The organism is Streptomyces sp. NBRC 109706 (assembly GCF_000974485.1).
Lineage (GTDB): Bacteria > Actinomycetota > Actinomycetes > Streptomycetales > Streptomycetaceae > Streptomyces.
This window is the reverse complement of sequence record NZ_BBOM01000004.1, coordinates 528,554-549,584: the sequence shown is the minus strand read 5'-3', so window position 1 is coordinate 549,584 and position 21,031 is coordinate 528,554. Positions and strand designations below refer to the sequence as shown.

12 protein-coding genes are annotated in these 21,031 nt (G+C 72.9%); 9 read left to right on the top strand and 3 right to left on the bottom strand.

Annotated elements, in window-relative coordinates; translation table 11 throughout:
* Positions 1-147 precede the first annotated feature (147 nt).
* Positions 148-1,215 (top strand): LacI family DNA-binding transcriptional regulator, encoded by a 1,068-nt coding sequence (locus AOM46_RS02085; protein WP_062204665.1) that lies wholly within the window; start codon positions 148-150, stop codon positions 1,213-1,215.
* A gap of 135 nt (positions 1,216-1,350) precedes the next feature.
* Positions 1,351-2,370 carry a LacI family DNA-binding transcriptional regulator gene (locus tag AOM46_RS02080; protein ID WP_267887787.1) on the top strand — a complete coding sequence of 340 codons (1,020 nt, stop codon included), beginning with the start codon at positions 1,351-1,353 and terminating at the stop codon, positions 2,368-2,370.
* A 455-nt stretch (positions 2,371-2,825) separates the two neighbouring features.
* Here AOM46_RS02080 and AOM46_RS02075 read toward each other — a convergent pair whose 3' ends face one another.
* Positions 2,826-3,830 carry a hydroxyacid dehydrogenase gene (locus tag AOM46_RS02075; protein WP_062204660.1) on the bottom strand — a complete coding sequence of 335 codons (1,005 nt, stop codon included), beginning with the start codon at positions 3,828-3,830 and terminating at the stop codon, positions 2,826-2,828.
* A gap of 148 nt (positions 3,831-3,978) precedes the next feature.
* Positions 3,979-8,718, bottom strand: coding sequence for a fibronectin type III domain-containing protein (locus AOM46_RS02070; protein WP_158920200.1), 4,740 nt, complete (start codon positions 8,716-8,718; stop codon positions 3,979-3,981).
* A 347-nt stretch (positions 8,719-9,065) separates the two neighbouring features.
* Here AOM46_RS02070 and AOM46_RS02065 point away from each other — a divergent pair, with 347 nt between their 5' ends.
* Together AOM46_RS02065 and AOM46_RS02060 are read left to right on the top strand one after the other, a co-directional pair.
* Positions 9,066-10,316: an alginate lyase family protein gene (locus AOM46_RS02065; protein WP_062204653.1), complete on the top strand. Its 1,251-nt coding sequence runs from the start codon at positions 9,066-9,068 to the stop codon at positions 10,314-10,316.
* Positions 10,317-10,394: 78 nt separating this feature from the next.
* On the top strand, positions 10,395-11,417 hold the full coding sequence (locus AOM46_RS02060; RefSeq protein ID WP_067225936.1) for a LacI family DNA-binding transcriptional regulator: 1,023 nt from the start codon (positions 10,395-10,397) through the stop codon (positions 11,415-11,417).
* A gap of 57 nt (positions 11,418-11,474) precedes the next feature.
* Here AOM46_RS02060 and AOM46_RS02055 read toward each other — a convergent pair whose 3' ends face one another.
* Positions 11,475-12,260, bottom strand: coding sequence for an alpha/beta fold hydrolase (locus AOM46_RS02055; protein ID WP_067225831.1), 786 nt, complete (start codon positions 12,258-12,260; stop codon positions 11,475-11,477).
* Between the two features lie 147 nt (positions 12,261-12,407).
* Here AOM46_RS02055 and AOM46_RS02050 point away from each other — a divergent pair, with 147 nt between their 5' ends.
* The 5 genes from AOM46_RS02050 (at position 12,408) to AOM46_RS02030 (ending at position 20,985) form a co-directional block, all read left to right on the top strand.
* A complete protein-coding gene (locus AOM46_RS02050; protein WP_062204643.1) occupies positions 12,408-14,330 on the top strand; it encodes a glycoside hydrolase family 127 protein in 1,923 nt (640 codons plus the stop codon).
* Between the two features lie 27 nt (positions 14,331-14,357).
* Entirely contained in the window at positions 14,358-16,523 is a 2,166-nt protein-coding gene (locus tag AOM46_RS02045; RefSeq protein WP_062204640.1) for an alpha-galactosidase, read from the top strand.
* Positions 16,524-17,382: 859 nt separating this feature from the next.
* Positions 17,383-19,032 (top strand): extracellular solute-binding protein, encoded by a 1,650-nt coding sequence (locus AOM46_RS02040; protein WP_107079952.1) that lies wholly within the window; start codon positions 17,383-17,385, stop codon positions 19,030-19,032.
* A 1-nt stretch (position 19,033) separates the two neighbouring features.
* On the top strand, positions 19,034-20,044 hold the full coding sequence (locus AOM46_RS02035; protein WP_062204635.1) for a sugar ABC transporter permease: 1,011 nt from the start codon (positions 19,034-19,036) through the stop codon (positions 20,042-20,044).
* Positions 20,045-20,124: 80 nt separating this feature from the next.
* Positions 20,125-20,985 (top strand): carbohydrate ABC transporter permease, encoded by an 861-nt coding sequence (locus AOM46_RS02030; RefSeq protein ID WP_234313589.1) that lies wholly within the window; start codon positions 20,125-20,127, stop codon positions 20,983-20,985.
* Positions 20,986-21,031: the final 46 nt, after the last annotated feature.

Here is a 21,031-nt window from a genome sequence, read left to right as displayed (position 1 = left end):
GATAACGTTTGTTGGAAACTATGCAGGACCAGTGCGATCGTCAACAGTGTCAACGGCATACGACGGCTTCACGCGCCGGTCATTGATGCGTAATGTGCAGAACACGTTTACCACCATCCTTCGTGTGCGCACCCGGGAGGAGAAGCGATGGACGGCACCGGCGCCGCGTCGCGGAGCGCGGGACCCACGATGGCCGCGGTGGCCCGCGCCGCCGGCGTCTCGGTGCCGACCGTCTCCAAGGTGCTCAACGGGCGGCCCGGCATCGCCCCCGAGACCAGACGGCTGGTGGTCCTCGCCGCCAGGCGCCTGGGCTACGCCAGGCCGACCGCCGCCGACCGGACGGCGGGCCGCCCGCTGCTGGAGCTCGTCACCGACCGACTCGACCGGCCCAGGACGGCGGCCGTGCTCCAGGCCGTCGAACGGGCCGCGCGGCTACGGGGGTTCCGGCTGCTGGTCTCCGTCGCGCCGCCGCCGAGCCGTTGGGAACGTGAGCCGGTCGACTGGTTACCGCGTCCGCGCCGCCTGCCGCGCGACGGGCTGCTGTTCCACCTGGACACGCTGCCGCTCCCCGTCTACGAGCGGCTGCTCGACCACGGGGCACGCTTCGTCATGGTCGACCCGGAGACCGCGCCGCCGCACGAGGTCCGCTGGGTGGCCACGGCCAACCGGCTGGCCGGCGCCCAGGCCGCCGAGCATCTGCTCGCCCTGGGCCACCGGCGGATCGCGGTGGTCACCGGCGCCCACGGTTCGGCGGCCGACCGGGCCAGGGTCGCCGGCTTCCGCGCGACGCTGGCCGCCCGGGGCCTTGGCGTGCCGGGGAACCTCGTCTGCTCACCCGGCCCCGGCTCGGTACGGCGGGCCGTCGGCGCGGTGTTGGAACGGGCGGACCGGCCCACGGCGTTCTTCGGCTCGGCCGAGGCGCTGGGCCCCGTGGTCTTCCGGGAGTGCGCCGCCCGGGGGGTCAGGGTGCCGGAGGACGTGAGCGTGGTCGGCTTCGGCGAGCCGCCGTTCGAATGGTGCGGCACCAGGGAGCTGACCGCCGTCTGCCGCCCGGTGGGCGAACTGGCCGCCGAGGCACTGGCGTTGCTCCTGGACGGCGGAGGCCGGCCGCGGGGCGGGGCCTGGGCCGAGCTACCGCCGAGGCTGCGCGTCGGCGCCAGCACCGGGCCGCCGGCGGCCTCCCCGACGGACGGGCCGACCCCGGCCCGTGCCTAGACTGCGGAGAGTGAGAGAAAACGTGTTCTTCAGCGTGTTCCCGGACGTGTTCCCGGGCGTGTTCCCGGACCCGTTCCCGAGGTGTGTCCACCGGAGGTCGACCTAGTGGTTCCGGGCCGGGTCACGCTCCGGTCGGTGGCCGAGCACGCGGGTGTCTCCATGGCCACCGTCTCCCGGGTGCTGGCGGACAACTACCCGGTCGCGCCCGGCACCCGGCGGCGAGTGCTGCGTGCGGTGCGGGAGTTGGACTATGTCGCCAACACCCATGCCCGCGCCCTGCGCGGCCGGCGGACGGGAAGCGTGGCCTTCGTCCTCAACGACGTGCGCGGCCCCTCGTTCGCGCAGGTCGCCCACGGCATCGAGGAGGAGACGGCGCGCGCCGGGCTGCTCAGCCTGATCTGCACCACCCACGGCGACGCCGAACGGGAGCTGGCCGTGGTCCGGTTGATGCGCGAACAGGGCGCCAACGCGGTGATCCTCATCGGCGGCGTCGTGGACAACGCCGAGTACCGGCGCCAGATGACGACGATCGCGCATGCCCTGGACGCCTCGGGGTCCCGGCTGGTGCTCTGTGGCCGACCACCGCTGGCGCCCGGCACCCCGACCACCGTGGTCGAGTACGACAACGAACCGGGCGCCTTCGCCATCACCAGCCGCCTGCTGGCCGAGGGGCACCGCCGGGTGCTCTTTCTCGGCGCCCGGGCGGACGGCTCGACCACCGCCGCCGGCCGACTCGCCGGCTACCGGCGGGCGTTGACGTCGATGGGGGTGCCCGCCTCGCCCGAACTGGTCGTCGAGTGCCCGTTCGCCCGCGCCGAGGCGCAGGCCGCGCTGCGCGCGCGGCTGGCCCGGGGACCGGACTTCACCGCCGTCTTCGCGGCGACGGACGAGGTCGCGGCCGGCGCGCTCGGGGCGCTCCAGGACGCCGGTCTCGCCGTGCCGCGCGATGTCTCCCTGGTCGGCTACGACGACGTCGCCCCGGCCACCGACCTGCACCCCCGGCTGACCACCGTGCATGTGCCCTACGCCGAAATGGGCCGCACGGCAGTCACGTTGGCACTGGGCCCGGACGGCGGCCCACCCCCCGAGCCCCGCCACGCCCTCCTCACCACCCACGTGGTCATCCGCGACTCCACAGCCCCACCCCCACGCTGACCCCACCCACCGCGAAAGCCGGCCCCCCAACGGCCGGCCCACCCCACCACGCCGACACGCGAGCGCGAAGCACCCCGCCGGGGCGCCGACCGCACACCACCGGAAAGCGGCGACGCCCGGGGCGGGGGGGCCACGCCGACGTGCGCGGATGCCGGCAACAACCCCGACCCAGGCGGGGCCTCCCGCCCCGGGGACGGGCCGTCCGCCCCGCTGAACCGAACCGCACAGGCGCCCGCACGCCCCGGAGCCATCCGGCCATGCCCCGCCACCCCTCACCGACCCGACGGCCAGGGCCCACCCGGGGAACCGTCCGCCCCGCCCGGCGGCCCCGGCCCGAGCCCCATCCGGGCCAGGGCCCCAAGCCGCGCCAGCGTGTGCGCGGATGCCGGCGACAGCCCCCGGGCCCGGCGGGGCCTCCCGCCCCGGGGTGGGCCGTCCGCCCCGCCCGGGAAGGGCTACGCCGCGTGGGGGAGTTCGGCTCGGTGGACGCGGTGGTGCAGGGGGTGGCCCGCTGCCAGGCGGGCCAGTTCGTCCACGGCGGTGCCGCCGAGGCGGCGGAGTTCGTTGCCCTGGGAGCCGGCGATATGCGGGGTCAGCAGGACGTTGGGAAGGCCCCACAGCGGGGAGTCGGCCGGCAGTGGCTCGGGGTCGGTGACGTCCAGGATCGCGCTGAGCCGCCCGGAGACCAGCTCGGCGGTGAGCGCTCGGTGGTCGACCAGGCTGCCGCGTGCGGTGTTGAGGAACAGCGCGCCGTCCCGCATGGAGGCGAGCGCGGCGCGGTCGACCAGGTGGTCGGTCTCGGGGACGGCGGGGGCGTGGACGGTGACGATATCGCTCTCCCGGAAGAGTTCGGCGGCCCCGACCGCGCGGACCCCGAGCCGGGCGGCCGCCGCCTCGTCCACATAGGGGTCGTGCAGCACGACGTCCAGGTCGTGGGGCCGCAGCAGTTCGATCAGGCGGCGGCCGATGCGGGAGGCGCCGATGACGCCGACCCGGCGGCCGACGTTGCCCACGTGCGGGTGCACCTCGCCCAGGGTGAAGCCCCGCTCGTCGCGGTAGCGGCCGGCCAGTTGGAAGACGCCCTTGCCGGCCAGCAGGATCATGCCGAGCGCGTACTCGGCGACCGGCAGCGCGTTGGCCGTCGCGGCCGAGGAGACCAGCAGCCCTCGTTCCCAACCCTCGTCGGGCAGCAGGTACTTGACGGAGCCGCCGGTGTGCAGCACGGCGCGCAGCTTGGGGGCGGCGTCCAGTGTCTCGACGGTGAGCGGGGGGCAGCCCCAGCCGGTGATCAGCACCTCGGTCTCGCCGAGCAGTCGGCGCGCCCCGGGGTCGCGCAGGTCGGCCACGACGGTGGGGTCGATATCGGCCGTGGCGGTGAGACGGGCCATCAGGTCCGGCGGGAAGAGCAGCGGAAGGTGCACGGGGTCCAGCGCGAACAGCACCGAGGGACGCTCTGTCATCAGGGGGAAGCCCCTCCAGATCAGCTATAGAAATCGTTCTCTAAACGCTAGAACCTAAGTGGCGTTCCGAGACCGGTCAAGCCGCGGGCGGCCCGCCGGCGCCGTTCACGGCATGCCGGCGGGCCGCTCCGATCCCGGACGCGCCGGGTCAACTCCCCCTCGGCACCAGCCCGTCGACGGCCTCCGTCAACGCGTCGGTGGCGGCGTCCACGGCCTCCTGTTCCGGCGGCTCCGCCGCCAGGGCGGCGCGTGCCGCCTCGGCCGCCGAGTCCACCGTGGCCAGGCTTTCCTCGGTGTAGCCGTCCCGGTCGAGCCCGTCGACCCGCTCCAGCAGCAGGACCGTCAACGTGGTGTCGACCGCCCGCCGGCGCAGCTCGATCTCGGCGAGGTTGGAGCGGCCGTCGTGCTCGTCCAGGAACCGCAGCAGCGGAGCCCGCACCGGCTCGGCGAACGTCGTCCCGTACCAGCGCGCCTCGCTGACGCCGTCGATGGTGTGGAAGGTCTCCCAGCTCTCCCCGCCGTCCCCGGAGAGCTGCACCACCGTGCCGTTGGCGCGGGACACGTGACTTGACCGGGGATGGACGCGCAGCGCGTCGACGGTCAACGGCCCCTGCTCGCCCGGGTCCACGGTGATCCAGCTGGTGGCCGCCGTGGTGTCGGTGAACGTGGCCACGTCCCCGTCGAAGGCCCGCCAGCCGTTGGCCGCCGGGCTGCCCTCGGGGTCGCCCCAGGGCGGCGTCGAGGCCAGCACCATCTCCTCCGTCACCGGAACGGGCACCAGGAGGCTGTCGGCGGAGACCAGCAGCTCATGGGCCGCGTAGACCCGGTCGACCAGCGCCGCCTGGTCGGCGTCGGGCTCCTCGGCGGCCCCGGCCACGGCCGCGACCTCCTCGGCGAAGAGAAAGTGGCTGCCCCGGGTGTAGCCGTCCCGCTGGACGGCCTCGGCCCTGGCGATGACCTCGGCCAGCGGTTCGGCCCTGGCGGTCAGCGTCTCGGGCGAGGTGCGGTGGCCGCCGTCGGCGAGCCTGGCCACCACCCGGTAGTGCGCCTCGCCGGCGCGGAGTTGGTCACTCGCCGTGGTGGCGCGGCCCTCGGCCAGCAGCTCCCAGCCGTCCGGGTCGGCGCCCGGATCGCCGGCGGCGGTCCCGGCGTCGGCGGTGCGGTAGACCTCGAACCGGACCGCGTCCTTGGGCTTGTTCCACTCCAGGGTGACCTCGTCGGCCTCCTGTCGCAGCCAGGGGGTGAGCAGCCCCTGCTCGGTGCCGGCCACGTCCACGGAGGAGAACGTGCCCGATCCGGCCGCCGTCACGCCGGCGTGCACGCCCCGGGGCAGCGGGGTGAACAGCTGCCCCACGACCCGCCAGTCGGTGCCGTCGGCCGAGACCAGCGCCGTGACAAACCCCGTCTCGACGTCCCGCGTCAGCCGCAGCCAGGGGTGGGACTCGGCGGTGATCCCCGCCACCGTCTCGCTCGACGGGCTGCGGACGTCGTCCTGCCAGTCGTGTCGACTGTCCCGCGAGCGGTTGGCGAACACCAGCTCGCCCGCCGCGTCGAAGCCGAGATAGGCGTAGCGGTCGTAACGGGTGTCCTGGCCGGCGCTGTCGCGCAGCATGACCCCGCCGGCCGCGCCCTCGTGCGCGTCCAGCCGCGCGGTGACGCCGCCGGAGCCGAGCAGCGGGCGGTGGACGAAGTGCAGCGCGTCGTCGATGTCCCGGGTGTGGAGCATGTAGTCGTCGCCCTCGCCCAGGCCGGTGCCGTCGCCGCCGGTGACGGTCACGGTGTCGCCGTCGACGCTCGCCCCGCCGGCCGTGATCGAGCCGAGCCGGCCGTCGCGCCAGCCGGAGCCGGCCAGTTCACCCGAGACCGGCTCGGGGACCTCGGCCGCCGCCCGGTAGGAGGCGTTGCCCGCGCCGTGCTCGTTGACCGGGGTCACGGTGTAGTAGTAGGTGCGGCCGTCGCGCGGCCCCTCGTCCAGGTGCTGGAGGTCGGTGACGCCCCGGGCGACCGTCTCGTAGCGGCCGTTCTCCCGGGTGGCGCGCCGGATGGTGTAGGACTCGGCGCCGGCCGACGGGTTCCAGCTGAGGGCCACTTCGCCGTCCCCCGCGACGGCGTGGACGAAGTCCACGTTCGCCGGGGTCGCCGGCCTGCGGGTGTCGTCGAGCTTCAGCACCACGGCGGTGTTCGGGTCGAGTCGGACCGCGCCGCCGCGCACCCGCAACCGTTCGCCGGTCACCAGGTCCAGCACCCGGCCCCCGGTGCCGGGCGGCACGGCGACCTCGTGGACGGTCTCGTTGCCGTACTCCTCGCGGGTGGTGTTGAACGCGAAGAGGTAGTCCTCGTACTGCGCGGTGAGCAGGTCGGGGTAGCCCGAATAGGCGTGGTCGGCCTCGAAGTTCTCCCGCCGCACCTCGCCGACGCCCGGCTGGAGGGTGATGGGCGCGATCTCGCCGGCGAGCGCCTGGGGCGCGTCCGCGCCGCCGGTCTGCTGGTCCTCCATGAAGTCGACGTCGATGTTGTCCATCCGGCCGTAGTGGTCCTCGTACCGGAAGACGCCCTCGGTCTCGATCTGCACGACGGCGTTGTGGTCGCCGCGTTGGACGTGCAACCGCCCGTTGCCCGCGTAGCCCCGCTGCCGCTCGTTGAGCGCGCCGAAGATCCGGGTGTCGCCGTCGCGCAGCGAGACGAAGGCGTTGTCGACGTCCACCCAGGCGAAGCGCTCGTAGTCGGCCGGGTCGACGGCGAGTTCGGCGAGCTGTTCCTCGGTGTAGCGGGTGAAGTCGGTCTGGGGCAGCGCCAGCCCGGCCTCGGTGCGGCCGTCGAAGCGTTCGTGTGCGGCGCGTTCGCCGGTGACATAGGCGTAGGTGGCGGGGAGCCGCAGATCCTCACGCCACTTGTTCGCGGCGTAGCCGGTGAAGTTGTTGAAGTACTGGTGGTCGGCGAGCTGTTGCTGCATCGCGCCGACCGCCTCGGCCGCGTGGCGCCAGGTTTCCTCCCACTCCTCGCCGGCGTAGCGCTCGGGGTGCTCGGCCATGTGGTGCTCAAGCGAGGCGTAGTGCATCGGCCGGTCCACGCTGATGTAGGCGAGCTTGCCCGGGAAGCCGGTGTTGCGCTCGTCGACCACCTGGTTCATCCGCATCACCCGGTTGCCGTCGGCGTCGGTGTCGCTGTAGCGGGTGAAGGAGCGGGCGTGGTGGTTGCGGAGCGCCAACTTCAGGATGTCGTCGTTGAGTTCCTCGTCGCCCTGGTGGCCCCAGGTGCGGTGGAACCACTCGGGGAGGTAGTTGGTGGACTCGCCGTAGTTGCCGACATAGCCGTTCTCGCGGGTGAGGCCGGCCGGGGTGATGGCGGTGTAGTGGTCGCCCAGCGGACGGCGGCGCTCGATCTCACCGTTCTCGTCCAGGGCGCTGGTGGCCAGGCCCTTCATCACGACCGACCGGTAGTCGTCGGTGTAGCGGGCGGTGCGGTCGTGGTAGAAGAGCGAGTGGAACAGGTCCAGTTGCCGGCCGTCGGGCCCGACCAGGACCTCCTCGCCGAGGAAGGGCGCCAGGCCCAGGGCCTCCCTGGCGATCCGGTGGCTGCGCTCCCTGCCCTCGTAGAAGTCGCTGCCGATGACGCGCAGGCCCTCATGCGCCTCCCAGGCGCCCTCATAGGTGTACATCACCTGGTTGAAGATGTACGACAGCCGTGAGCGGGCGAAGTCGAAGTTCGCCTTGAGCGTCCGCTCCCATGCCTCGCCCCTGGTCAGCTCGCCGCCGTCCCAGTCGACGGATGCCAGCGAGGTCTCTCCCGCCTCGGTGCCGGTGTCGAACGGCTCGGCCAGGAACGCCTCGAACGCCTCGCGGCCCAGGATCTCCTCGTCGGCGATCAGGTTCTCCACGATGTACAGGGCCTCGCCGAGCGCGCCGTAGTAGCCGCCCCAGTCGGACTGGTGGCCGCCGTTGCCCAGCGACATGGTGTCGCCGTAGTAGTTGATCACCCAGTTGTCGATGGTCCGGAAGATCCGGTCCAGGGCCGCCGCCCGCTCCTCGGGGGTCCCCGCCGGGGACCAGTCGGTGGTCAGCGCGGTGGCGTAGAAGCGCAGGTCGTCCTTGTAACGCTCGATGCTGAGCCGGGCGTTCGGATCGGCGTCGACGGTCTCCGACATGGCGTGGAAGTTGTCGATCTGCGTCTGCTGGTAGCCGTCGACCAGGGCCTGCCGTTCCTCGGCGGGCAGTTCGTCGGCGACCGAGGTGGGCAGCGGCTCGGCCGGCAGCTCCTCGCCCCGGATGTCGACGGACGGGTCGGTGTGGGTGTAGGCCCGGTAGAAGCCGCGCGAGGGCTCGGTGAGCGGGGTGGCGAAGTCGCCGGAGAAGGACGCCAGGGTGATCTCCACCCGCTCCCTGCCCTGCGTCATCGACAGCGGCAGCAGGACCGTGGCGTAGTAGTGCCGGTCGGGTACGGGGCTGGCGTGGCCGGGGTTGACGGCCTCCCAGTCCCCGGAGCGGCGGTAGCCCAGCTGTTCGCCGTTGACATGGACGAGGGTCTTCTCGGTGGTGGTGTCGCCGCCCCAGAACTTGACGGTGAGGTAGTTCTGCGCCCTCGGGTCGACGGCCATGGTGAACGTGAGATCGCCGGCGCGGATGCCGGGCGGGTCGGTGGGCCGGGCGACGCGGGCGGGTTCGCCCGAGCCACCGGTCTCCACGACCGTGTCGGGGGCCGTCAGCCCGTGGTCGCGTTCGGACTCCTCGTCGCCGAAGACGAGTACGTCCACGTTGTCCCCCCGGTCGGCGGCGCGGGCGCTGCCGGTGACGCCGGCGCTCAACAGGCCGGCCACCAGCGCCAGCAGAAGCGCCGCGACCAGCACGGGCGGCCGGGCCCGGGGCGGGGGTTCGGGGACCGCTCTTCGCATGGGGTTCATCACGGCTCCTGATCGATGGAGACAGATATCGATTTCTGACGGAGGAAGGTACCCGCACTCACCTTCGACGAGAACCACCCCGACACGAAAAACCTGCAGAAGGCCGGGAGTTACCGCCATCTATTCGGGCAGAACCGAAGGAAACACCACGCGGCACCCGGGCTCGCCACCGCCTCGGCCATCGACGGTAGCCATGCGACAGACAATCGTTATCTATCACCGACCCCCACCCCACGCACGGAAAACTTTCCAATCACCGCACGGCCGGTAACCGTCGTGAACGTTCCCGGCCACCATGTCGGGCACTCAACCCCCCACACACGGAGGTACGTTCTCTCATGCAGGGACGACATGGGCGCGGCACCACCAGCCGCCGTCGGCTGCTGAAGACGGCGGTGCTCGGCACGGGGGCCGCCGCCCTCAGCGGCCTCGCCTACACCGCGCAGGCCACCCGCCCGCCCGCCACCGCGACGGACACGGACCCGGTCCGCCCGCTGGCCTTCACCCACCCGGGAATGCTGCACACCCAGGCCGACTTCGACCGGATGAGCGACCGGGTCGCGGCCGGCACCAACCCCTGGCTGTCCGGCTGGAACCGGCTGACCGCCAACGGCCGCTCCTCGGCCGGCTGGGCCCAGCGCCCCACCGCCACCATCATCCGGGGCGGCGACGGCCAGAACTACCCACAGCTCTACAACGACGTGCACGCCGCCTACCAGAACGCGCTGCGCTGGAAGATCACCGGCGACCCCGCCCACGGCGACAAGGCACGCGACATCCTCAACGCCTGGTCGGGCACCCTCACCACGGTCACCGGCAACGCCGACCGCTTCCTGGCGTCCGGGCTCTACGGCTACCAGTTCGCCAACGCCGCCGAGATCATGCGCGGCTACGGCGGGTTCGACCTGGGCCGCTTCCAGTCCATGCTGATGGACGTCTTCTACCCGCTGTGCGACAGCTTCCTGGTCAACCACAACGACGCCTGCATCACCAACTACTGGGCCAACTGGGACCTCTGCAACATGGCCGCGATCATGTCCTTCGGCATCCTCAACGACGACCAGGCCCTCTTCGACCGCGCGGTGGACTACTTCCACAACGGCGAGGGCAACGGCTCGCTCCCGCACGCCGTGCCCCATCTCCACGGCGAGCTGGCCCAGTGGCAGGAGAGCGGCCGGGACCAGGGCCACACCATCATGGGCATCGGGCTGATGGGCACCATCTGCGAGATGGCCTGGAACCAGGGCGTCGACCTCTACGGCGCGGACAACAACCGCTTCCTCAAGGCCAGCGAGTACGTGGCCCGTTACAACCTGGGCCACGACGTCCCGTTCACCCCGTACCACTGGGGCACCGGCCAGAACTGCGCGCCGCAGCAGCACACGGTGATCAGCTCCGCGGGGCGCGGGCAGGTCCGCCCGGTCTGGGAGCGGGTCTACCACCACTACGCGGGACGCCGGGGCCTGGCCACCCCCAACCTGGATGCCATCGCCCGGGCCAACAGCCCCGAGGGCGGCGGCGGTGACTACGGCACCACCAGCGGTGGCTTCGACGAACTCGGCTTCGGCACGCTGGCCTACGTCCGCTGACCCGCCGGCGGCGACCGCCCCCGCCGGGCCCGTCGGTGCACCGAACGGGCTGGCGGGGGCGGTCGTTAGCATGTGCGGGTGAGCACAGCTGAAGGCGGGACGGCCGCCGCCGAGGGGCGGGTCACCATCCACGACGTGGCGCGTCTCGCCGGCGTCTCCCGGCAGACGGTCACCCGGGCCATGAACGACATGACCGGCATCAGCGCGGAGACCAGGACCCGGGTGCTGCGCGCGGCCTCCCTCCTGGGGTACCGGCCCAACCGGGCCGCCCGCGCGATGGTCCAGGGCTCGGGCACCACGCTCGGCCTGGTGATCCGCTCGCTGTGGAACCCGTTCTTCGCCGAGATCGCCGAGAGCGTCATCGACGCCGTGCACGGCCGCCAGTGGAACCTCCAATTGAGCTATGTCGGCTCCGGCGGCCGGGACGCCCCCGCCGTGGTGCGGGACATGGCCCCCGAGGTGGACGCCGTCATCGGCTATCTGCCGCCCGGGATCGGCGGGGCGCTGCCCTCGTTCACCGGCCCGCTGATCCAGCTGGACATCTCGGACCCCACCAGCACGGACGCCGGCTTCCGGTTCGCCGTGGAGCACGATCTGGAGCTGGTGGTACGGCGGTTCGTGGAGACGGGCCGCCGCCGGGTCGCGATGATCGACGGCACCACGACCGGCGGCCCGAGCGTCCGCGCCCCGATCTTCACCGACCTCGCCCGCGCCGGCGGGATCTGGGACGAACGGGGCGGGGTGGTCAGCGCCGACGAGTCCCCGGCCGGCGCCGCCACGGCCGTCAACGAACTGCTGGCCCGCTCCCCCGGGATCGACGCGCTGTTCGTCTTCAACGACGTGATGGCGCTGGGCGTGCTGCACGAACTCCACCGCCGGTCGATCGCGATCCCGGAGGACGTCGCGGTGATCGCGATGGACGGCATCCAGCTGGGCGCCTACAGCTCGCCCCCGCTGACCACGGTCGACCTGGACCCGCGCGGCCTCGGCCGGGCGGCGGTCGACGCGGCCGCCGACATCCTCGCCGGCCAGGCCCCACGCACCGGCCGAGGCGCCCAGTGGGAACGCCACCACCGGCTGTTGACCCGCGAATCCGGCTGAGGCCCGCGCCGCGTCAACCCGCCGGCGGCCCCGCGTCAACCGGCTCCCGGCCCCGCGTCAACCGACCGGCGGCAGCGTGGCGCACCAGTCGGCGAGCGTCCGGGCCAGGGCGCCGGGCCGTTCCTCGTGCAGATAGTGACCGCACCGCGGCCACAGCTCGACCCGCGAGGCGGGATGGCGCGACAGGCCCCGCTCCCACGCAGCGGCGGCCGGCACGTTGTGCACCGCGAGCACGGGGCAGCGGCGACGGCGCAGCAACGCCTCGGTGGCCGGCCGCAGCCCGAACGCGCCGGGCGCCAGATAGAGACCGTGCCGGTAACGCGCCAGTACCTCGGGTGACATTCGGGCCATCAGCCGCCGATGGCGGTCCCGCAGCCCCTCCGGCGCCGAGGGGCCGAAGGCGCCCGCGACGAAGTCCACCGCCCAGCCGCTGCCGCGCCGCCGCAGCTCCCGCTGCTCGGCGCGGATGCGGGGACGGTCGGCCGGGTCGCCGCCGTAGGCGGGGGCCAGCACCACGACGCCCCTGACCAGCTCCGGGTGGGCCACCGCGAGGGCCGAAACCAGCTGCCCGCCGAGCGAGTGCCCGACGGCGACCACCGGCCCGGTGCCGAGCCCGCGCAGCAGCGCGGCCAGCCGGTCGGCGAGGGCGACGGGGGTGAGGGGGCCGCGCCCGAGCCGGGTCCCCGGCCGGCCGTGGCCGGGCAGGTCGGGGGCCACCACCCGGGCCCAGCGGGTCAGTCGGGGCAGCAGGGGGCGCCAGTCCTCGGCGTCGCTCCCCCAGCCGTGCACCAGCAGCAGCGTCCAGCCGCCCCGCCCCACCGGGCCGGTGTCCAGCGTCCGCATCCGTCCTCCCCTTGCCCGGCGCCCCGGCGCCGCCCTACCGTTACCGTAGAAAACGATTACTATCATGCCGGTCCGCAAGCGCCACCGCACCGGCAACCGCAACCGCCCCCGGCCCTGGACAGCCGGGCCCCAGGAGAGGAACCGACCATGAGCGTGGGCCCGATACGCCGCACCGAGGGCTCCTGCGCCCGGCAGTCGCCGCCGGACGAGGCACGCGTCACCGGCGGCTTCTGGGCCGCCAGGCGACAGGTCAACGCGGCGACGAGCATCGCCCAGGGGCCCCGACGGCTGGAAGCCGCCGGCAACCTGGCCAATCTGCGGGCCGCGGCGGCGCCGTCGTCGGACGCCGCGCGGGAGGGATTCCACGGCGACTTCCAGTTCCAGGACTCGGACGTCCACAAATGGCTGGAGGCCGCCTGCTGGCAGCTGGCCGACGCCCCCGACGCCGCCCTGGCGGACGAGGTCGAGCGCCTGGTCGCGCTGGTCGCGGCGGCGCAGGAGCCCGACGGATACCTCCAGACCTACTACCAGGTCGGCCATCCCGAGCTGCGCTGGCGGGAGTTGGGCTGGGGCCACGAGCTGTACTGCGCGGGCCATCTGATCCAGGCCGCCGTCGCCCACCATCGCGCCACGGGCCGCCCCGAACTCCTCGCCGTGGCCACCGGGTTCGCCGCCCATATCGACGAGGTGCTGGGCCCCGACGGCCGGCTGCGCGGGGTGTGCGGGCATCCGGGGATCGAGACCGCGCTGGTGGAGCTGTTCCGGGAGACCGGCGAACGACGCTGGCTCGACCTGGCGGCGACCCTCGTCGACCGGCGCGGCCACGGCCTGTTGGACGCCGGCTTCGACCGGGGACACGACCGTTCCCCCGGCGCCGCCTACTGGCAGGACCACCTCCCCGTCCGCCGGGCGGAGACCGTCACCGGCCACGCCGTGCGCCAGCTCTACCTGCTGGCCGGCGTCGTGGACGTGGCCACCGAGACGGGGGACGCCGAACTCACCGCCGCCGCCGTCCGGTTGTGGGAGTCGATGGCCGCCACCAAGACCCATCTGACGGGCGGCGTCGGCTCCCGCTACGAGGGCGAGGCGTTCGGCGAACCGTACGAGCTGCCGCCGGACCGGGCCTACGCGGAGACCTGCGCGGCGATCGCGTCCATCCAGTTCGGCTGGCGCCTGGCGCTGCTCACCGGCGAGGCCCGCTACTCCGATCTGGTCGAACGGACCCTCTACAACGGCTTTCTGGCGGGCGTGGCGCTGGACGGCGACCGCTGGCTCTATGTCAACCCGCTCCAGGTCAGGCCGGGCCACGAGGAGCGGACCGGCGACCAGACGGTGCGCCGCACGCCCTGGTTCCGCTGCGCCTGCTGTCCGCCCAACGTGATGCGGCTGCTGGCCGCGCTGCCGACGTATGCCGCGACCGGCGACGCCGACGGGCTCGTCCTGCACCAGTACGCCACCGGCAGCTGGGCGGCCGGGGGCGGCCGGGTCTCCGTGGCGACCGACTACCCCTGGGACGGGCGGATCGACGTGACCGTCGTCGAGGCCCCGGCGGACCGGGAGTGGACGCTGGCGCTGCGCGTCCCCGCCTGGGCCGGGAAGGTCCTGCTCGACGGCGTCGCACTGGCCCGCCCCGAGACGGGCTGGCTGCGGCTCACCCGCCGCTGGCGGCCGGGCCAACGGATCACGCTGGACCTGCCGTTGACCGTCCGGCGCACCACCCCACCGCCCCGGGTGGACGCCCTGCGCGGCTGCCTCGCGCTGGAACGGGGCCCACTGGTCTACTGCCTGGAGGCGACGGACCAGCCGCCCGGCGTCGACCTGGCCGACATCGTCGTGCCCGGGGACGAACGCCCCGTCGCCGAACACCGCGCCGAACTCCTCGGCGGGGCCACGGTGTTGCGCCTCACCGGCCGGATCGCCCCGCCGCCGCCCGAGGGTTGGTGGCCCTACGGCCCCGCCGCGCACGAACCGCCGGAGCCGGCCCGAACGGTGCCCCTGCTGGCCATCCCCTACCACCTGTGGGCCAACAGGTCAGAGGGCGCCATGCGCGTCTGGCTCCGCGCCGGCTGAGCCCCACACCCCAACCAGGAGAGCACCGTGTCCCACGTTCCCCCGGCCGAACCCGCCGCCCCCGTGCGCTGGGGCCATGCGGCCCTCGCCGTCGAGTTCGCCACGGCGGCCGACGGCACCACCCGCACCGTCCGGCTCGGCCCACCGGGTGCACCGGCCCGCCCGCTCCAACAGGCCACCCCCGTCGTCGAGTTGCTGGCCCTCGGAGACGGCGGCGACTGGTCGGGACAGCGCTCCATCGAGACGACGCTGGGCGGCCGACTGCGCCTGGTGGGGCACCACGCCGAACGGGACGGGGCCTGGCACCGGCTGCGCCTCTCGCTGGCCGACCCCGCCGGCGGCCTCGCCGTCGACCTCGTTCTCTCCTCACCGGACGGGCTGCCCGTGGTGCGGGCGGTGGCCGAGGTGCGCAACGAGGGCGCGACCCCGGTGACCCTGCTGGCCGTCGTCCCCCTGTCCCTCGGCGGGCTGCCCTCGCCCCGGGAGCTGACGGTGCACCGGGCGGACAACGACTGGCTGGCGGAGTGCCGTTGGCGCGCCGAACCGCTGGGCGACCACCTGCCGGACCTCGGACGCCGGCTGCACGAGCGGGACAGCAGGGGCCGGTTGGCAGTGAGCGGACGCGGCAGCTGGTCCACGGACGGGCGACTGCCCATGGGAGCGCTGACGGCCGCCGACGGCCGCTGCTGGCTGTGGCAGGTGGAGACCTCGACCGGCGGCTGGTCCTGGGAGGTCGGCGAACGGGAGGAGGCCACCTACCTCGCGCTCCAGGGCGCCAGCGACACCGAGCACCAGTGGCGCCAACTCCTGGCGCCCGGCGACGCGTTCACCACCGAACCGACGTCGATCGCCGTCACGGACGGCGGCCAGGACGGCGGCCAGGACGGCGGCCAGGACGGCGGCCAGGACGGCGGCCTGGACGCCGCGTTCGCCGCGCTGACCCGCTACCGCAGACTGATCCGCCGCCCGCACCGGGACCACACCACCCTGCCGATCGTCTTCAACGACTTCATGAACACGCTGATGGGCGACCCCAGCACCGAGAAACTGCTGCCGCTGATCGACGCGGCGGCCGACGTCGGCGCCGAGTACTTCGTGATCGACGCCGGCTGGTACGACGACGACGCGGACGGCTGGTGGGACGCCGTGGGCGCCTGGCGCCCCGCCGCCGGCCGCTTCCCCGGCGAACGCGGCATCCACGAGGTGCTGGGCCGCGTCCGGGCCCACGGCATGGTGCCCGGGCTGTGGCTGGAGCCCGAAGTGGTCGGCGTACGCAGCCCGTTGACCCGAACCCTGCCCCCGGATGCCTTCTTCCGACGGGACGGGGTGCGGATCCGCGAACACGGCCGCCACCACCTGGACCTACGCCATCCCGCGGCGGTGCGGCACCTGGACGAGACGGTGGACCGCCTGGTCCACGACTGGGGCGTCGGCTATCTCAAGCTGGACTACAACATCAGCGTGCCGCCGGGTACCGACGGCGGCGGCGCCTCCGCCCCGGGCGCCGGACTCCTCGGCCACGCCCGAGCCCACCGTCGCTGGCTGGGCGCGGTCCTGGACCGCCACCCGGGGCTGGTGATCGAGAACTGCGCCTCCGGCGGGATGCGGATGGACGGCGCGCTGCTGTCCCTGGTCCAACTCCAGTCCACCAGCGACCAGCAGGACCACCGCCGCTACCCTCCGATCGCCGCCGCCGCTCCGACGGCGGTGCCGCCGGAGCAGGGCGCGGTCTGGGCCTACCCGCAGCCGGAGTTCAGCGCCGAGGAGAACGCGTTCGCCCTGGCCGGCGCGCTGCTGGGACGCGTGCACCTCTCCGGCCACCTGGACCGGATGCCCCCCGCCCAACGAACCCAGGTCCGCCGGGCCCTCGACGTCTACCGGACGATCCGTGGCGACCTGCCCCACGCGGTGCCCTTCTGGCCGCTCGGCCTCCCCGGCTGGAACGACCCCTGGACGGCCCTGGGACTGCGCCACGGCGACCGGACCTATCTCTCGATCTGGCGCCGCGAAGGCACCGAGCCGCAGAAAACCCTCCCCCTGCCCGCCCTGCGCGGCCGACCCGTCGAACTGGAAACCCTCCACACCAGCGCTCCCCCACCCCCCACCCCAACCTGGACCCCACCCACCGCCACCCTCACGGTCCCCCTCCCCACCCCCTACACCGCAACCCTCCTACGCCTCACCCCGCACTGACCCACCACACCCCAGCAGCGCACGCCGCGCGCCGTTGGCCACCGGCCGCCGGTCCACGCGGCGCGCGGCGCGCGGCGCGGCGTTGGCCGCCGCGCGGCGGCCAACGCCGGTCAGAGAGCGCACAGCAGCCAGCCCCGTTGCCCATACCGCCCGGCCACGGCTTTCAGCGCGCTGCGCACAGCCCGGTGACCCCTAACCCGCGCCCGACGAACACCCCCAACACGGGGAGCAGCCGGCACCACGCGCGCACCGGCCGACACCAGTTCGGGAGCGCACAGCCCGCTGGCCCGTGACCCGCGCCCGGCAAGCAGCGCCAGCGCTCAACGGCCAGCGCGCGGCACACGGCAGTCGTCCCACAACGCACACCCCGGTGACCCCTAACCCGCGCCCGACGAACACCCCCAGCACGGGCAGCAGCCGGCGCCCCGCGCCCAGCGGCCAACGCCCCAACGGTCCACGGCCCTTGTCCGCCGTCACGCCCGGCACCCCACCCCATCACCCCATCACCCCACCACCCCACCACCCCAGCACGCAACAGACCGCCTGCGTCCAACGCCCAACGCCCCACCCCGCCAACCCCACGGGCCGCCAACCGCCCGCCACCACGGCAAGCCCGGTGGCCAAGGCGCGCGCAGCGCCCGTCTTTCGTGATCGTTCACGCACGCCTCTTGACCCGCAGGATGCCCGCTCCCTAATCTGCCGCTGAAGCGCCGGCATATTGCCTGCAAAGAGGCGCTTCTCCCTGCCGTCCAGCCATCCCGGCGGCCTCCCGCAGCAGCCGACGTGCACGTTCACGTTCCGGGGGGTAATCCGCCTCGCGGGCCGCGACGGCTCCCTGACCGATCGGAGTACTCACGCCATGACTCAGCTCTCGCGCCGTCGTTTCCTCGGTGGGGTCGGCATGGCCCTCGGTGGGGTCGCGCTCGCCGGTCCGCTCTCCGCCTGCGGCGGAGGCGGCGGGGGCGGCGGTGCCGCCCGCAGTGACGCGCCGTTCGACATCCCCACGTTCAGGGCGCCGCCCGCACCCGCGCTCGATCCGGCCTTCGTCGCCGAGCACGAGGCGATGTGCGACGTCTATGTCGGCCAGCCGGCCGAGTACCACGCCACCTACCAGGGCAAGCCGCTGTCCGGCGGCCAGATAACGACCTTCCAGTTCACCTGGGGCAACCCGCCGACCGATGTCTCGAACGACCCGTACTGGCAGGAGCTGAACAGCCGGCTGGGCGGCGAGATCAAGACCACCTTCGTGCCGGCCGCGCAGTACGGCGACAAGCTGGCCACCACGCTGGCCTCGGGAAACGTCCCCGATCTGGTCTTTGTCGACGACAACAACCCGGTGGCCCTCCAGGCCATCAGGGACGGCGCGTTCGCCGATCTGAGCGAGACGCTTTCGGGAGACAACGTTCTCCAGTGGCCCAACCTCGCGGCCCGGCGCGAGGCCGCGTGGCGGTCCTCGCTCCGCGACGGGCGGATCATGACCGTGCCCAGCCCGGTGCACCCGCTGTCGATCTTCCCGCTGATCCGGCTGGACATCGCGGAGCGGATCGGCGCCAACCCGGCGCCCGCCGACGCCGACGAGCTGTTCGCGCTGCTCGCCGAGGCGGCCACCGTGCGACAGGCGCACGGCCTGCCGGTGCACGGGATCGCGCTCTACGACGACGCGTTGCAGACCACCATCGAGGCGATGTACCGGGTGGGCTGCGACTGGCAGTTGGACGACGGGGGCGGCTTCGTCCACAAGATCGAGACCGACGCCTACCGGGAGTCCCTTGCCTTTCTGGCCCGCTGCTGGGAGGCCGGCGCCTTCAACCCGGACGCGCTCAGCGGCACCAAGCCGGAGGGCCCGGCGGCGAACGCCGTCTTCCACCCCACGGCCTGGTCCGACTCGGTGGGCGGCGGCAACCTGGACACCTGGCAGTCGGACACCGAGGGCGTGCGGCTGGACTTCCTCGATCTGAAGGGCTTCGACGGCGGCGACTGCCGCTGGGAGCGGAACCTGCCGCACGGCCGGTCCATCGCCGTCTCCTCACGGGTGGCCGGCGACGCCGACCGACTGGCGGAGATCCTTGACGTGTTGGACTATCTGAGCGCGCCCTGGGGCAGCGAGGAACGTCTCTTCGTCGACTCCGGCATCGAGGGCGTGCACTGGGAGATGCGCGACGGTCTGGTCACCCCGACCGACCCGCCGAGCACCCAGTACACCTCGGTCAGCGCGGGCGATCCGGTCTACACCCTGGCGCCCCGGTCCGAGCCCTGGGCGGAGAGCTTCTTCCGGGTGGCGTCCCGGGCGGCCGAGCAGTCGGTGCCCAAGGACATCGCCGGGCTGGCGTCCTCGACCCTGGCCACCAAGGGCACCCAGCTCAACTCGGCGCTGCTCGACCAGCAGAACGCGGTGGTCTCCGGCCGTTCCTCGCTCGCGGACTTCGACGACTTCGTCAGTTCCTGGCTGAACCAGGGCGGCGAGCAGATCCGCCGTGAGTACGACGAGGCCCTGCAGGCGCGGGGCTGAGATGGCGGTCGACGAGCCGGCGGTCGACGGGAGCGCGGCCGCCCCAACCCCTCCCACAGCGGAGACCCCCGAGGCCCCCGAGACCCCCAGGGCCCCCGAGGTGCGACCACCGGCCGGTCTCTGGGCACGGGTCAAACGGGAGCGGGTCTCCTACACGTTCATCCTCCCCGGCTTCGCGTTCTTCGTCCTGTTCGTCTATGTCCCCCTGTTGGGGAACGTGGTGGCGTTCATGGACTTCTCGCCGTTCCTCGGCCTGGAGGAGTCGCCCTGGGTGGGCCTGGACAACTTCCGTGCGCTGGTGGACGATCCGGAGCTGCGCGACGCGCTGGTCAACACGTTGACGATCTCGTTCCTGCTGATCGTCTTCGCGTTCCCCGCACCGATCGCGTTGGCGCTGCTGCTCAACAGCCTGCTGTCGGAGCGGATCAAGCGGACGGTGCAGACGATCGTCTATCTGCCGCACTTCCTCTCCTGGGTGATCGTCATCTCGCTCTGCCAGCAGCTGCTGGGCGGCAACGGCTTTGTCGCCGCCGTGGTGGAGGAGTTCGGCGGCGAGCCGTTCAACGCGATGACCAATCCGGACACGTTCAAGGCACTGGTCGTCTCCCAGGCGATCTGGAAGGACGTCGGCTGGGGCACCATCATCTTCTTCGCCGCCATCGCTGCCGTGCCGCGCGACCTCTACGAGGCGGCGGCCGTGGACGGTGCCGGCGCCTGGCGGCGAACCTGGAACATCACCCTGCCCGCGCTGCTGCCGGTGACCACCCTGCTGCTGATCCTCCAGATCGGCAACGTGCTGACCGTCGGCTTCGAGCAACTGCTGCTCCAACAGCCGGCGGTGGGAGCGGAGGCGGCGCAGGTCCTGGACACCTTCGTCTACTACCGGGGTGTCGCCGGCGGTCAGTGGGGCGTCTCGGCGGCGGCCGGGCTGCTCAAGGGCGTCATCGCGACCATTCTCATCATCGGGGCCAACCGCGTGGCCAAGCGTCTCGGAGGGAGTGGCATCTTCTGATGGCCGACACCGTCGCAACGACCAGACCGGCCGCCAGGCGGCGGCCCCGGAGGGCCCCGGCGGAGGATCCGCCGCCGTGGATGCGGAAGACCTCGCGTCCGGTCTCCACGCTCAAGGCCCTGGTGATCACCGGCATCTGTCTGGTGATGCTCTACCCCATCGCCTATGTGATCGTGATGAGCCTGGCCTCGCCCCGGCAGGCCAGACAAGGCGTGCTGTTCCCCACCGAGTTCAGCCTGGACGCCTATCGGGCGATCTTCTCCGGCGGGGTCGTCACCCAGGGTCTGTGGGTGTCGTTCCTGGTCACCGCGACCGGCACCATCCTGTCGCTGGCGATGACCTCGACGCTGGCCTGGGGCCTGACCAGGACCCGGCAGGTGCCGGGCGCGCGGGTGGTGCTGGTGCTCGTGCTGGCCAGCATGTTCTTCGGGGCCGGGATCATCCCCAACTACCTGCTGGTCAAGCAGCTCGGCCTGCTGGACTCGCTGTGGTCGCTGATCCTGCCGGGGCTGATCTCCGCGTTCAACCTGGTGGTGATGCGGAACTTCTTCATGGAGCTGCCCCGGGAGCTGATGGAGTCGGCCCGGATCGACGGCGCCGGCGAATGGCGGATCTTCCTGCGGATCGTGCTGCCGCTGTCCCGTCCGATCCTCGCCGTGATGGGCCTGTTCTACGCGGTCGGCTACTGGAACTCGTACTTCAACGCCCTGATCTACATCAACGATCCGGAGAAGTGGCCGATCCAGGTGGTGCTCCAGCAGTACGTGATCGCCGCCTCCCCGATCCCCGGCATGACGCCCAACCCGGACGCCCCGCCGCCCCCGGCGATCACCCTCCAGATGGCGATCATCGTCGCCGCGACCCTGCCGATCCTGCTGGTCTACCCGTTTGTCCAGCGGTACTTCACCTCCGGTGTGCTCACCGGCGCCATCAAGGGCTGACGGCCGCGCGCCGTCCCCGGCCGAAGAACACCGAAGCAGACCGAAG